14 protein-coding genes are annotated in these 14,491 nt (G+C 45.7%); all 14 read left to right on the forward strand.

Going from position 1 to position 14,491, the window contains the following annotated elements; all coding sequences use genetic code 11:
• Nucleotides 1-157 precede the first annotated feature (157 nt).
• The 14 genes from MKY92_RS11380 to miaB all read left to right on the forward strand — a co-directional run bounded on the left by MKY92_RS11380 (nucleotide 158) and on the right by miaB (nucleotide 14,441).
• The gene (locus MKY92_RS11380; protein ID WP_024630282.1) at nucleotides 158-925 is read left to right on the forward strand and encodes a DUF3388 domain-containing protein; all 768 of its coding nucleotides are present in this window, start codon (nucleotides 158-160) and stop codon (nucleotides 923-925) included.
• 66 nt (nucleotides 926-991) lie between these two features.
• The gene (locus MKY92_RS11385) at nucleotides 992-2,053 is read left to right on the forward strand and encodes a RodZ domain-containing protein (protein ID WP_339300732.1); all 1,062 of its coding nucleotides are present in this window, start codon (nucleotides 992-994) and stop codon (nucleotides 2,051-2,053) included.
• A gap of 67 nt (nucleotides 2,054-2,120) precedes the next feature.
• Nucleotides 2,121-2,291 carry a hypothetical protein gene (locus tag MKY92_RS11390; RefSeq protein ID WP_017689116.1) on the forward strand — a complete coding sequence of 57 codons (171 nt, stop codon included), beginning with the start codon at nucleotides 2,121-2,123 and terminating at the stop codon, nucleotides 2,289-2,291.
• A 156-nt stretch (nucleotides 2,292-2,447) separates the two neighbouring features.
• Nucleotides 2,448-2,939, forward strand: a complete 492-nt coding sequence (locus MKY92_RS11395; protein WP_339300733.1) for a YajQ family cyclic di-GMP-binding protein — start codon at nucleotides 2,448-2,450, stop codon at nucleotides 2,937-2,939.
• A 320-nt stretch (nucleotides 2,940-3,259) separates the two neighbouring features.
• Nucleotides 3,260-3,847 (forward strand): CDP-diacylglycerol--glycerol-3-phosphate 3-phosphatidyltransferase, encoded by a 588-nt coding sequence (gene pgsA / locus MKY92_RS11400; protein WP_221824136.1) that lies wholly within the window; start codon nucleotides 3,260-3,262, stop codon nucleotides 3,845-3,847.
• Between the two features lie 107 nt (nucleotides 3,848-3,954).
• Nucleotides 3,955-5,211: a competence/damage-inducible protein A gene (locus MKY92_RS11405; protein WP_091017238.1), complete on the forward strand. Its 1,257-nt coding sequence runs from the start codon at nucleotides 3,955-3,957 to the stop codon at nucleotides 5,209-5,211.
• Nucleotides 5,212-5,454: 243 nt separating this feature from the next.
• The gene (gene recA / locus MKY92_RS11410) at nucleotides 5,455-6,519 is read left to right on the forward strand and encodes a recombinase RecA (RefSeq protein WP_036609261.1); all 1,065 of its coding nucleotides are present in this window, start codon (nucleotides 5,455-5,457) and stop codon (nucleotides 6,517-6,519) included.
• A 283-nt stretch (nucleotides 6,520-6,802) separates the two neighbouring features.
• Nucleotides 6,803-7,540, forward strand: a complete 738-nt coding sequence (locus tag MKY92_RS11415) for a regulatory protein RecX (RefSeq protein ID WP_074094594.1) — start codon at nucleotides 6,803-6,805, stop codon at nucleotides 7,538-7,540.
• Nucleotides 7,541-7,850: 310 nt separating this feature from the next.
• On the forward strand, nucleotides 7,851-9,392 hold the full coding sequence (rny, locus tag MKY92_RS11420) for a ribonuclease Y (RefSeq protein WP_036670418.1): 1,542 nt from the start codon (nucleotides 7,851-7,853) through the stop codon (nucleotides 9,390-9,392).
• Between the two features lie 154 nt (nucleotides 9,393-9,546).
• Nucleotides 9,547-10,341, forward strand: coding sequence for a TIGR00282 family metallophosphoesterase (locus MKY92_RS11425; protein ID WP_017689109.1), 795 nt, complete (start codon nucleotides 9,547-9,549; stop codon nucleotides 10,339-10,341).
• Nucleotides 10,342-10,458: 117 nt separating this feature from the next.
• Nucleotides 10,459-10,719: a stage V sporulation protein S gene (locus tag MKY92_RS11430; protein WP_007430104.1), complete on the forward strand. Its 261-nt coding sequence runs from the start codon at nucleotides 10,459-10,461 to the stop codon at nucleotides 10,717-10,719.
• An 85-nt stretch (nucleotides 10,720-10,804) separates the two neighbouring features.
• Nucleotides 10,805-11,806, forward strand: coding sequence for a dipeptidase (locus MKY92_RS11435; RefSeq protein ID WP_339300735.1), 1,002 nt, complete (start codon nucleotides 10,805-10,807; stop codon nucleotides 11,804-11,806).
• Nucleotides 11,807-12,000: 194 nt separating this feature from the next.
• The gene (locus tag MKY92_RS11440; RefSeq protein ID WP_017689107.1) at nucleotides 12,001-12,573 is read left to right on the forward strand and encodes a phosphate propanoyltransferase; all 573 of its coding nucleotides are present in this window, start codon (nucleotides 12,001-12,003) and stop codon (nucleotides 12,571-12,573) included.
• Between the two features lie 311 nt (nucleotides 12,574-12,884).
• Entirely contained in the window at nucleotides 12,885-14,441 is a 1,557-nt protein-coding gene (gene miaB, locus MKY92_RS11445) for a tRNA (N6-isopentenyl adenosine(37)-C2)-methylthiotransferase MiaB (protein WP_339300736.1), read from the forward strand.
• Nucleotides 14,442-14,491: the final 50 nt, after the last annotated feature.

The raw sequence follows: 14,491 nt of genomic DNA on the forward strand, positions 1-14,491 counted from the left end.
ATGATTACAAACGGATTACAGAGCTGTTCTTGTAATTCATTTTCATTTTATATATCATTAACGTGACCCATTTTTAGAAGATGTCTCAGATTGTTGTCCAGTGGACACGTTCTGTTGCTGTCGAATAATGTGGAATAATGCATTACGGGGTGTTGAAATGGAATCTAAACAATGGTACATGGAATATAAAATACATAAGAACAGACCCGGTTTGTTAGGCGATATTGCGTCTATGCTGGGGATGCTTGAAGTGAATATATTGACCATTAACGGTGTTGAAGGCAAAACTCGAGGCATGCTGCTTGAATCGGATGATGATGAAAAGATCCGTTTGCTTGGTGAAATGCTTGGCAAAGTAAACAGCATCACCGTCTCGGCTTTGCGTCAACCTAAATTGGTGGATATTCTGGCCGTGCGTCATGGCAGATACATTGACCGTGACTCGGATGATCGCAAGACATTTCGTTTCACACGAGATGAACTTGGGTTACTTGTGGACTTTTTGGGTGAAGTATTTAAGAGGGAAGGCAATCAGGTCATCGGTTTGCGCGGAATGCCTCGTGTTGGCAAAACGGAGTCCATTATTGCGGGCAGCGTATGTGCAATGAAGCGATGGACGTTTGTTTCCTCCACACTTCTTCGTCAGACGATAAGGAGTCAAATGTCCGAGGACGAATTGAACCCAAACAATGTGTTCATTATCGATGGTATTGTTAGCACGATTCGCTCCAGTGAGCGGCATTATAACCTGTTGCAGGATATTATGACCATGCCTAGCACCAAAGTTATTGAACATCCGGATATTTTTGTTCAGGAATCCGAATATGATTTTAATGATTTTGATATTATTATTGAACTTCGCAACAATCCGAATGAAGAAATTATTTATGATACGTTTACGGCTAGCTACACCGATGAATTGTAAGGAACCGTACGGAATCATGGAATAGATTAGCAACAACTCAAGAGATAAACATAAGGAGGAGATGGCATGTCTGAACTGGGTCAGCAGTTAAGGGAGGCCCGGCTGCAAAAAGGGATGAGTCTTGACGATGTACAGGAAATGACAAAAATTCGCAAGAGGTATCTGGAGGCCATAGAAGCAGGAGACTATAAAGTGCTGCCGGGCAGCTTCTATGTGCGTGCTTTCATCAAAACCTATGCGGAGACCGTGGGACTGAACCCTGATGAGCTGCTGGAGGGACACAAAAAAGATGTACCCGCAGAAGAGACGGAAGCAACGATGGAACCGGTTATTCAGAAGCGTTCCAGCCGTCCGGTTGAGCGTAGTAATCGGTGGATGTCTGTTGCGCTGATGTGGACATTCCCTGTTTTGATCGTAGTGCTGTTGTATGTATACGTGGTGTATAACAATGGTGATGAATCAGATAATCAGGGGCTTGATCCAGTCAAAATTACAGACAGTCAACAACAGCCTGAAGATAAACCGGATCAACCTGCCGACAACGGACAGGCATCTAATCCGCCTGCGACAGATTCAGGTACTGACGGTACTGGTGAAGGTGACGCTGGCGGTAACGGTGGCGGTACTGACACAGAAGGACAGACGGACGGTCAAACTGATGGCCAAACTGATGGTCAAACGGACGGACAGACGGATGAAACTGAGGAAGAACCAACTGACAATTCACCGTCTAGTGTGACTGTTGCAGAAGATGGGAAATCAGGGAATATTACGAACTTTAAAGTTAACGGTAGTGCAGGGCAACCTGTAACGGTTACGATCAAAGCAACAGGTAATAGCTGGCTTGAAGTGTACAAAGGCGAAAACTCCAGTGGAGAGAAGTTGGAGTATGGTAACACAGCCGAAGGTGACAGCTATACCTTTGAGTTGGATAGTGCAGGTATGTATATTAAGTCCGGTTACGCTGCAGCGACCACGATTGAGGTTGGCGGGCAAGTTGTAACGGATGGCAAGGCGACCAATCGGATTCGTTTGAAGCTTGGTGAAGACAGTAGTAGCACTACTTCTTCCACAGGTGTTGAAAATGGATCAACGGATGCTACAGGGGGGACCACGGGTAGCGAATAACCCGGTCAACTGCAGGAGACAATAATCGTGTCTTAACTTGCAGTTAACTTTTGGTGAAGTGAGGTGGATGGCTGTGACAGTCAGCTGGATCGTAACAGGTTTAGGGATCATTGTCAGCCTCCTGGGTTATTACCTGACTCCAAGTGCTTGGGGTTACGGAATATTGGGTTTTGGACTTGCACATGTACTTTTGGGTGTGCTCGATATGTTCAGACAGCCCAACCGGAGCCGCTACTAGTTGGAAGATGGACCAGCAAAGCATTTTTGGCAGCCACTTCAAGTGGAAGCCCAAAATGCTTTTTTTCTTTGTCTAAAACAGCTTGAAATTAGACTTTTGCTTAAGGTATCCTCTATAATGTTACAGAACATACGATTAACTGAAAGGGTGACTGGTTTGAGCTCAGAAAATTCATTTGATATCGTGTCCAAAATGGACTTGCAAGAACTGACAAATGCCGTTACACAAACCGAGAAAGAAATTGGCGCTCGTTATGACTTCAAGGGCAGCAAGAGCAGCCTGAAACTGGAAAAGGATGCGTTAACGATCGTATCTGATGATGAGACCAAACTCAAGGCTGTCATTGACGTGCTTCAATCCAAAATGGCGAAGCGTGGTCTACCATTGAAAAACATTGATTACGCAAAGGTAGAGCCAGCGTCTTCTGGTACAGTCCGCCAGCGTTTGAATTTTAAACAGGGGATTGATCAGGACATCGCCAAGAAAATCAATATCCTGATTCGAGATTCCAAGATGAAGGTGAAGAGTCAGATTCAGGGAGATCAACTTCGGGTAACTGGTAAGAGTAAAAATGATTTGCAAGCTGTCATGCAGTTGCTAAATGGTGCTAACCTGCCTCTGGATTTGCAATATACAAATTTCAAGTAATAAAGGCCTTTTTGTAGCAAAAGTGTTTTTTGACACGGTATTGGGCGTATATTATACTAAGTGTGCATTGCTGGCAGTCAAGCATCAAGTCCAGTCCTCATCGTTTGCTGACTTTGTGAAAAGCAGTACATCTTCTGGAAGTCACCGGAACGTTTAAAGCGTTTTGCTTTTGAGCGGTTGACTTTATTTTTTGCGTTTCTACATAGTGGGATCATGTTAATATGGATTGACATTGAAACTGTACATTTCATGTTCCGGATGATGATAACGGGATTATGATGATTGTTTGGAGTAATGGAGGATATGAGGGAGGGCGTCTTGTGAATTTACCCAACCGGATTACGCTTGCACGAATTTGCTTAATCCCTTTTTTGATGGTGTTCCTGCTCGTGGATTTTCCATTTTATCCAGAGCCGTTGCAGCTTGGAAGCTTGTCGCTTCCGTATAATCAACTGATTGCTGCTGTTATCTTTATCATCGCCGCAAGCACAGATGGAATTGACGGATACCTTGCGCGGAAAAATAACATGGTTACCAATCTGGGGAAACTGCTCGATCCACTCGCAGACAAGTTGCTGGTTACTGCAGTTTTGATCTCGCTTGTGGAGATGGGCAAGCTGGATTCCTGGATTGCAGTTGTGATTATTAGTCGTGAATTCGCAGTTACCGGCTTGCGTCAAATTGCATTGTTGGATGGTTCGGTTGTTGCCGCCAGTGCTTGGGGCAAGCTGAAGACTGTAGTGCAGATTGTGGCGATTGTGCTGTTGCTGTTGAACAATTTCCCGTTTTCATACACGGGTATTCACGTCGATATTATCGCGGTATGGGCAGCAGCGCTTATTACTATCTGGTCGGGGATCGATTACTTTATCAAAAACAAAAACCTGCTTCATTTTACAAAAGCATAATGGTTTGTTCTTAAATGGGTAATCATGAAGGAAGCATTGGGTCAGGGGCAATAGGAAATTATCCTATTGCCCTTTGATCACTCACCACGTGTACAGGAGGATGCTCAATGAAGGCAGAAATCATTGCAGTTGGCACAGAGCTACTGCTTGGACAAATCGTCAATACCAATGCCAGATACCTATCCCGTGAATTGGCTGCGATGGGGATCGATGTATATTTCCAAACGGTGGTTGGGGATAACCTGAACCGGCTTAGTGAAGCTATTCGCATTGCGCAGGGCCGTGCAGACGTTATTTTATTTTCCGGTGGTATCGGACCTACCCAAGATGATCTGACCAAGGATGCGCTCGCAGCTGTTCTTAACCGAAAACTGCATACAGATCGAATGGCAATGGACAAAATTGAGAGCTTTTTCAGAGATCGTAATGTGGATATGACAGAGAATAACCGACGTCAGGCGATCGTTATTGATGGCGGAACACCTCTGGCCAATGAAACGGGCCTTGCGGCAGGAAATGCGATTTCTGACAATGACAAATATTATGTTGTGATGCCTGGACCACCTAAAGAGTTGATTCCAATGTTTGAACAGGAAGTCAAACCTTGGCTGTTCCAGCATGTACTCACTGAAGAGATGCCGATCTATTCCCGAATGCTGAAATTCGCAGGTATTGGTGAATCTGCTCTGGAAGATCGACTTCTGGATCTGATTGACGCGCAGACAGACCCTACGATTGCTCCTTACGCGAGTGAAGGCGAAGTTACGGTACGTGTCTCCACAAAGGCTGCGAGTGAGGGAGAGGCGAAGCTGAAGCTGGATGCGATGGAGGTTCAGATTCGGGAACGTTTGACAGAACATCTCTACGCGAACGAGGATGTCCCTATAGAGTACACGATAGTAACCATGATGTCTGACATGGGGCTGACGCTCAGCGCTGCTGAGAGCTGCACAGGAGGGCTTGTCATGCAAAGTCTGACTTCTGTACCCGGAAGTGCATCAATGCTCAAAGGTGGAATTGTTTGTTACTCCAATGAAATTAAAGAAAAGCTGCTGAATGTGCCTCATGATTATCTGGAAGGTGAAGATGCACCTGGGGCGGTAAGTCCTGAGGTTGCAAAAGTGCTTGCTGAGCAGATCCGCATGATTGGCGATGCTGATTTTGGCTTGGCTGTTACCGGTGTAGCTGGACCGGGATATTCGGAACGCAAGCCTCCCGGACTTGTCTTCATCGCTCTTGCTGAACGTGGAAAAGAGACGGAAATTCATGAGCTGCGTATTAATGGTAATCGCGAGACGGTTCGCATTCGTTCAGCCAAAGCGATTCTCTATCGCTTATGGCAAAAACTTGTGGCGATGGATTGATTAGTTAATCGCTTCGATTGCATTTACAGTTCCAAGCAAGTATAATTAAGGAAGACGGAAGAACCGTAGAATTAGGCTTTACAGCCTTGTTTACGGTTCTTTTTTCTGTTTAATGGAAAGTTTCTTTGAGGAAGAGGCGCCTCGGCCTTTACAAAAAAAACGAATGTATGTTCGAAAAAAAGCTTGGCAAACGTGTTAAAACAAGGTATCATTATCTTATAAACAGTAAAGGGTGTGAGCTTATTGTCAGACCGTCGTGCCGCGCTTGATATGGCGCTCCGTCAAATAGAGAAGCAATTTGGTAAAGGATCCATCATGAAACTGGGTGAGTCCACTCATATGAATGTGGAAATTATTCCCAGTGGTTCCTTGGCTTTGGATATTGCATTAGGAACAGGCGGCTTGCCTAAAGGCCGTATTGTTGAAATATATGGACCCGAATCCTCTGGTAAAACAACCGTAGCATTGCATGCTATCGCTGAAGTACAAAGAGCGGGTGGACAAGCTGCATTTATCGATGCAGAGCATGCTCTTGACCCACAATACGCAAGCAAACTTGGTGTTAATATTGATGAATTGCTTCTGTCTCAGCCAGATACGGGTGAGCAAGGGCTGGAAATTGCAGAAGCTCTTGTACGCAGTGGTGCAGTAGATATTGTCGTTATTGACTCTGTAGCCGCATTGGTTCCAAAAGCAGAGATTGAAGGCGAAATGGGTGATTCACACGTTGGTTTGCAAGCGCGTTTGATGTCTCAGGCGCTGCGTAAACTGTCTGGTGCAATCAGCAAATCCAAAACAATCGCAATCTTCATTAACCAGCTTCGTGAGAAAGTCGGCGTTATGTTTGGTAACCCGGAAACAACACCTGGTGGTCGTGCTCTGAAGTTTTATTCCACAGTACGTCTGGATGTGCGTCGTATTGAGAGTATCAAATCAGGCAATGACATGATTGGTAACCGTACTCGTATTAAAGTTGTTAAAAACAAAGTGGCACCTCCGTTTAAACAAGCGGAAGTGGATATCATGTATGGCGAGGGTATTTCGAGAGAAGGCAGTATCATTGACATTGGTACAGAGCTGGACATCGTTAATAAAAGTGGTGCATGGTACTCCTACGAAGGCGAGCGTTTAGGACAAGGCCGTGAGAACGCAAAGCAGTTCATGAAAGAGCATAAAGATATTGCTGACATCATTGAACAAAAAATTCGTGTAGCCAGTAACTTGGTTACTGCAGTTCCTGCGCCAACGAGTGAAGAGCAACAAAAAGAAGCAGCAGAAGAACAAGAATTGTTTGAAATCAACGAGTAATCTCTCCAAACCTCTCTTGTAGGGAGGAACCCTGAGGGTGTTTCCCACTGGACTCCGTAAACTTATCTGATTGAGCTTGGATCAATCTGGATAATGGATTGTAGTGGGAATACTCGTGCTGTCTAACAGCCCCTGTCCCAATGGACAGGGGCTGTTAGCACGCTAACTGTGGAGTAAAGGCCGGGCAGAGTTCCCGGTCTTTTGTATTATTGGTGTTCTTTGTCTTATGTGAAGGTGTGTTTGGCGTAGTCAGAATGAAAATGTTATGAAAGGGGAGACCAGAATGGATCAACATGACGAGGATTTATATGAAGAAGCAGAACAGGATGGCCTATCCCAATTTCCGGACAACGAAGAACTTATTATTACACGTGTAGAACGAACGAAGAGCAGGCAAGCTCGTTATCGAATCACTTTTGGCATCCACTCCATTACGGTTCTTGAAGATGTGATGATTAAATACAGGATGACTCAAGGTAATACGTTTATGAAGAAGGATCTGGAAGATATCATTCTAGCTGACGAGCGACAGCGGACGTATGCACAGTCTCTGCGCTTTTTGGAGCATAAGCCACGTACGCGCCATGAATTAAGTCAGAAACTTCGTCAGAAGGAGTTTGCTGCACCATTGATTGAAGAGGCACTGGATCGGCTTGAGCGGGAGAACCTGGTGGATGACGATCTATTTGCGAAGGAATGGACAAGACAGCGTATGGAGGGCAAGCGGAAGGGAAAACTGTGGATAAGGCAAGAGCTGCGTCAAAAGGGCATTGCCAATGATCTCATTGTTGAGGCACTAGAAGGGATCAGTACAGATGCGGAATTTGAGACTGCTTTGAGTGCCGGACGCAAAAAATGGAATCAGGTCAAAGGGGACGTCAAAGAGAAGAAAAATAAAACGCTTCCCTTCCTAATGAGACGTGGTTTTTCAATGGATATGGTGCGCCGGGTTGTGAATTGTTTAATTGAAGAAGATGAGGCTGGAGACCCTGAAGATGACGAAGCGTTGTTATGGGATTAGCAGGCTAGAGTCTCTATACGGCATTCTCTTGACAATTTCTTTCGTCAAATACTAAAATGGACATGAGTCTGTAAGAAATGGACAACCCTTTTTCCTTCCAAAAAAGCGGTTTCGGTTTCTTAAGATTTATACCATTCTTAATTATGGGTTCGCTGGAAACAGTGAATAGTACGTGGAAACATGTACATGTGAAATGAAAATCGGCGGGGGATCGCCGTGAGTATTCGTTATTCCCAAACATATGTAAGGTTTGAAAACCGCAAATTGACCCAAGGAATGCCTTGGAGGAACCAACGAGGAGGTGAACAGTATGGAAATTGCAATCACGATCGCTCTCGTTGCAGCCGCGCTATTCATTGGGTTCGGAGTAGGATATTTTATTCGCAAATCTCTTGCAGAGGCTAAAATCTCTAGTGCGGAACAAGCTGCCGTACAAATCGTGGAGAACGCGAAGAAAGAGGCAGAAGCACTGAAGAAAGAAACGGTGCTGGAGGCGAAGGACGAAATCCATCGCATTCGCGCTGAAGCTGAAAAAGACACTCGTGAACGTCGGAATGAAATTCAACGACAAGAAAGACGATTGTTGCAAAAAGAAGAGTCGCTGGATAAAAAATTGGAATCACTCGAACGTAAAGAAGAGCAAGTGGCTAACAAAGAGAAACGAATTGATGAGACTCAGCAGCAGATCGAAATGATTTACAAAAACCAGGTGACAGAGTTGGAACGTATATCCAACCTCACCATGGAAGACGCACGCAGTATCATACTGTCCAACGTAGAACAGGAAGTTCGTCATGAGACGGCTCAAATGATCAAGGACATTGAACAACAAGCGAAGGAAGAAGCGGACAAAAAGTCCCGCGAGATTATTACACTCGCCATCCAACGTTGTGCGGCTGACCACGTAGCGGAAACAACGGTATCTGTTGTTACCCTGCCAAATGAAGAAATGAAAGGCCGGATTATCGGTCGTGAAGGACGTAACATCCGTGCGCTTGAAACCCTTACAGGGATTGACCTCATTATCGATGATACGCCAGAAGCTGTTATTCTGTCGGGCTTTGACCCGATTCGCCGTGAGATCGCCCGTACTGCCCTGGAGAAACTGGTGGCTGATGGACGGATTCACCCGGCACGGATTGAAGAGATGGTTGAGAAATCCCGCAAAGAAGTGGATGAGCGCATCCGTGAATACGGTGAGCAAGCTACCTTTGAAGTGGGCGTGCATGGTCTGCATCCGGATCTGATCAAAATTTTGGGCCGGTTGAAGTTCCGTACAAGTTACGGTCAAAACGTCTTGAAACATTCCATGGAAGTCGCTTATCTGGCTGGACTGATGGCTGGCGAACTCGGAGAAGACGTAACTCTGGCAAGACGTGCAGGTCTATTGCATGACATCGGTAAAGCGCTGGATCACGAAGTGGAAGGATCACACGTCGAAATTGGCGTGGAACTGGCGAAGAAATACAAAGAACATCCGGTTGTAATCAACAGTATCGCGTCCCATCACGGAGATTGCGAAGCGACTTCGGTCATTGCCATGTTGGTTGGCGCAGCAGATGCGCTATCCGCAGCAAGACCAGGCGCACGCCGCGAAACGCTGGAAACGTATATCAAACGACTGGAAAAGCTGGAAGAAATCTCAGAGTCCTTCGAAGGTGTCGAGAAATCGTATGCCATTCAGGCCGGACGCGAAGTTCGCGTTATGGTACAGCCTGAGAAGATCGATGATGCTGAAGCCTTCCGCTTAGCCCGTGACATCACGAAGATGATTGAGAATGAACTCGATTATCCGGGTCACATCAAAGTCACCGTCATCCGGGAAACCCGTGCGGTTGAATACGCAAAATAGAGCATTACGGAAAAGTGGCCGCAGTAGTGGGCCACTTTTCCTGTTGATAGCCTGTTAAAAGGCAACTACACATCATGGAGCATGAGATAGAGTCCTGCAAAGGTTCAACATTTGAAGTAAGAGGACTTTGCAGGAATTGAGGAGGCAGTAATCAATGAAAGTTTTGTTTATTGGTGACATTGTAGGTAACGTGGGACGTAAGGCATTAAAGGAAAATTTACCATATCTGAAATCGAAGTATAAGCCACATGTGGTGATTGTGAATGGTGAAAATGCGGCAGCAGGTCGCGGCATTACCGGTGCAATCGCAAATGAGTTTTTCAACTGGGGTGTACATGGTATTACACTTGGTAATCATACTTGGGACAATAAAGATATTTTTGATTTTATAGATGATGAGCCCCGCATGATTCGTCCAGCGAACTTTCCACCAGGCACACCAGGACGAGGATACACGGTTGTCAAAGGCGAAGGGAAAGAACTGGCGATTGTCAATCTTCAAGGAAGAACGTTCCTGCCTGCTCTGGATTGTCCATTCCGTGTAGCTGATGAAATTGTAGATGAGCTGCGCCAAGACCATAAATGTATTTTGGTCGATATGCATGCTGAAGCGACGTCAGAAAAGATTGCCATGGGATGGCATCTGGATGGACGTGCGTCTCTCGTTGTAGGTACACATACGCATGTACAGAGTAATGATGATCGGATTTTACCTGGAGGAACAGCTTACTTGACGGATGCAGGCATGGTAGGGCCTCGTGACGGCATATTGGGCATGGAGCGTGAGGCCGTGCTGCGTAAGTTCTACACTCAGCTACCTGTACGTTTTGTTGTGGATGATGGCAAATGGCACTTCCATGGTGTTTTTGTTGAAATTGATGAAGCTACAGGTGCGGCAACACGCATCGAAAAAATTCGTCTGATGGAGGACGAGTGGCGCATGGAATAGGGGTATTGTCCCAATTTGCAGGGAAACCCGTCTAAAAAGAAGGAATTTTTTTGCCTCCCGCGAATAACATCTAGTAAGTGGAAACAAACTTTCAACATTCCCAGGGAGGTACTTACCATGGATGTATTAAAAGTTTCAGCAAAGTCCAATCCTAATTCTGTAGCCGGCGCTCTTGCAGGGGTTCTTCGTGAACGTGGAAATGCTGAACTGCAGGCAATTGGAGCGGGAGCACTGAACCAAGCCATTAAAGCGGTAGCGATAGCCCGGGGATTTGTAGCACCAAGCGGAGTTGACCTGATTTGTATTCCAGCTTTTACAGACATTGTGATCGACGGCGAGGACCGAACGGCCATTAAGCTGATTGTGGAGCCCAGATAATACATGCAGTATGCATTGAACCTGTTTACGATGTAGACAGGTTTTTTTGCGTTTTTTTGCAATAACATATTGAGGAGGGTTTAAGATGTCCATGTCTGATTGGCGTGTAGCTGATTTTCACTGTGATGCACTGAGCAAAATTTTGATGCAGCCTGCTCTTTCATTTGAAAATGCTCCACAACTGGATGTGAACTTGCAACGTTTGAAAGAAGGGAATATAGGGTTGCAGGCGTTCGCCATCTATTTACCCGAAGTGCTGGGCAGAGGCAAGTTTGAACATGTGATGGGACAGTTGGAGATTTATCGTAGACGTGTAGAGAGAAGTCAGGAGCGGCCTGACGGCACACAGACGTTGTTATGGCGGGAACAGGTGGCTCAGGTGGGGCAAACAGAGGGTCCGTGGGGATTAATCACACTGGAGGGTGTGGATGGCCTGGAGGGCAACCTGTTCTATCTGGAGTTATGTTATCAGATGGGCGTTCGAATTATTGGACTAACGTGGAATTATGCCAATTGGGCGGCTGACGGAGTCATGGAGAAGCGTGGAGCAGGTCTGACGGAGAAGGGGAAAGAACTGGTGCGCCAGTGTAATGAAATCGGAATGCTGCTGGATGTGTCACATCTGACGGAGAAAGGGTTTTGGGAACTGGCTGATTTGAGCAAACGTCCGTTTATCGCCTCCCACTCCAACAGCTACAGCGTATGTCCCCATGTGCGTAATCTGAAAGATGATCAGATTCAGGCTATCATTGCCCGGGAAGGGCGGATTGGACTGACGTTTGTACCCTGGTTTGTAAAGCAGGAGGGGGAAGTACGTATAGAAGATCTGCTGCCTCATATTGAGCAATTCTGTTCTCTCGGCGGGCAGCATCACCTGATGATGGGGTCTGATTTTGATGGGATTTCAACGTATATTCAGAAACTTGAACATTCAGGACATTACCCGAGACTGACGGAAATCCTGCTCAAGCATTACGATGAACAACTGGTACGTGGCTGGTTGTGGGGGAATGCGATGAGTTATCTTGGGGAACACTTGCCAGAGAGCAATCCGAAGATGCAAATGAAGGGCAATTCCATGAAATAGTGAACTGGTGTGTGCGTTGAATGGGTTGAATTGAAACTTGTTTTCCAAATAAAGGAGGGGAATGATGGCGAAATAAGTGTATTTCATGAATTTTCACCAGTTCGTTTTCATTTCACTCCAAAAAGGGGTATAATACCATTGGATTGTTAAGAGCCTGAGTACAGGCCATAGATAAACAAGGAGTGAAATTTACAATGAGTAAAACAGTACCTGTGGGCGTATCTGCCCGTCACATTCATGTATCCCAAGAGCACGTTGAAATTTTGTTTGGCAAAGGTTATGAACTGACTGAATTTAAACCTCTGTCCCAGCCTGGCCAATACGCTGCTAACGAAACTGTAGCGGTAATTGGTTCGAAAGGACAGTTTGATAAAGTGCGTATCCTTGGACCTGTTCGCCCTGAAACGCAACTGGAGATCTCCATGACAGATTCATTTGCGATTGGTGTTAAAGCACCTGTACGTGAATCTGGAAGCATTGAAGGTACACCAGGAATCACAATTAAAGGTCCTGCTGGCGAAGTAACAATTGATAAAGGTGTTATCGTTGCTGCTCGTCACATTCACTTCCATACTTCTGATGCTGCTAAATGGGGTATCGAGGACAAACAAATGTTGAAAGTTCGCCTGGGCGGAGATCGCGGTCTTGTACTGGAAAATGTACTTGCTCGTGTATCCGATTCTTTTGCACTGGACATGCATATTGATACAGATGAAGCTAACGCTGCTGGCGCTCGTAATGGCGACACTGCTGAAATCATCGATTAATTACATGTAATAGCTTCAGCCGCCAATTGGGGCGGTCTGAATAACATATAAACCTGAGCACAGCCATCAGGGCCGGTTAATTCCAGCCCTGATGGCAAGGCTTAGGTTTTTGTGTTTTCTGAGTGTTCTTCTGCGCATGGCATGTTTCGGATTAGACGAAGGGACATACGGTTTGGATGTGGAACTACAGCCCAATTCATGCTATAATTTGCTGTAATGCTCTTTTAATGTTCCACGCAAGAAATTCATGTGGAACAGGGATGAATGTACGATTTTTTATTAATAGAGGCTGTAAGGAGTGACCGAAGGAAATGGCTAAAGACTCAAAAAAGGATTACTCCCAATATTTTGATTTCTCGGATGCCAAAGTAATTTCGCAAGATGAATTCAGCAAAAAGATAAGAATCCGGGGCCGTGAGATTAACATCAAATCGGAACCCAATCATCGTCAGGAGAAACAGCGGGGCAAGGAAGACGTCCAGGTGCTTTACGAAAATGCCGTTCCCGATGAACTGAAAAACATAGGGAAAGGCAAACATTATATTGTATATACGTATGGATGTCAGATGAACGAGCATGACTCGGAGACCATCAAAGGACTGCTCGAGTCTATGGGATATCAGGCTACAGAGAATCGCAAAGAAGCTGATGTTATTCTGCTCAATACGTGTGCCATACGGGAAAATGCGGAAGATAAAGTATTTGGTGAGCTTGGTCACCTGAAAACGCTAAAACTCGAACGTCCGGGATTGTTACTTGGCGTATGCGGTTGTATGTCCCAAGAAGAAGGCGTCGTCAACCGAATTATGCAGAAGCATGGGTTTGTGGATATGATCTTTGGTACACATAATGTGCATCGACTGCCACATCTAATCCAGGAAGCGCTGTTCAGCAAAGAAATGGTTGTTGAAGTGTGGTCCAAGGAAGGCGACATCATTGAGAACCTGCCGAAGAAACGTGAGGGTATGCGCGGCTGGGTGAACATTATGTATGGCTGCGACAAGTTCTGTACATATTGCATCGTTCCGTTCACACGGGGCAAAGAACGCAGCCGTCTTCCTGAAGATGTCATTGCCGAGGTTAGGGATTTGGCACGACAAGGCTTTAAGGAGATCACGTTGCTTGGTCAAAATGTGAATGCGTACGGCAAGGATTTTACCGACCTGAATTACAGCTTTGGTGACTTGATGGATGCTATTCGCCAGATTGATATTCCAAGAGTACGGTTTACAACCAGTCACCCACGTGACTTCGATGACCGCTTGATTGAAGTGCTGGCCAAGGGCGGAAATCTGGTGGAGCACATTCATCTTCCGGTGCAATCTGGCAGTTCGGAAGTACTCAAACGAATGAGCCGCAAGTATAACCGGGAACACTATCTGAAACTGGCTGACAAAATTAAAAAGGCCATCCCGGATGTTGTGTTGACAACGGATATTATTGTTGGTTTTCCGGGGGAAACGGAAGAACAGTTTGAAGATACACTTTCCCTTGTCCGTGAAGTAGGGTATGATTTTGCTTATACCTTTATTTATTCCCCACGGGAAGGTACACCGGCTGCGGTGATGGAAGACAACGTACCGATGGAAGTGAAGAAGGAACGGTTGAAGCGCTTGAACGAAACGATCAACGAATACAGCCAGCGAAGCAATGAACAGCAACGCGGCAAAATCGTTGAAGTACTCGTTGAAGGCGAGAGCAAACGGAATTCTGAAGTTCTGGCAGGACGTACGCGCAGCAACAAGCTGGTGCATTTTGAAGGACCCAAAGAATTGATCGGTACTTTTGTACAAGTGGAAATCACCGATCCGATGACTTTTTATATTCGGGGCAACCTGCTCTCCGAGCCGGTAGCTGCCAATCAGTAATAGTAATACACACACCAATAAGATGAGAATTTTGGGGTTCAAGATCAGGT

This window comes from Paenibacillus sp. FSL R5-0623 (genome assembly GCF_037974265.1).
In the GTDB taxonomy this organism is placed as follows: domain Bacteria; phylum Bacillota; class Bacilli; order Paenibacillales; family Paenibacillaceae; genus Paenibacillus.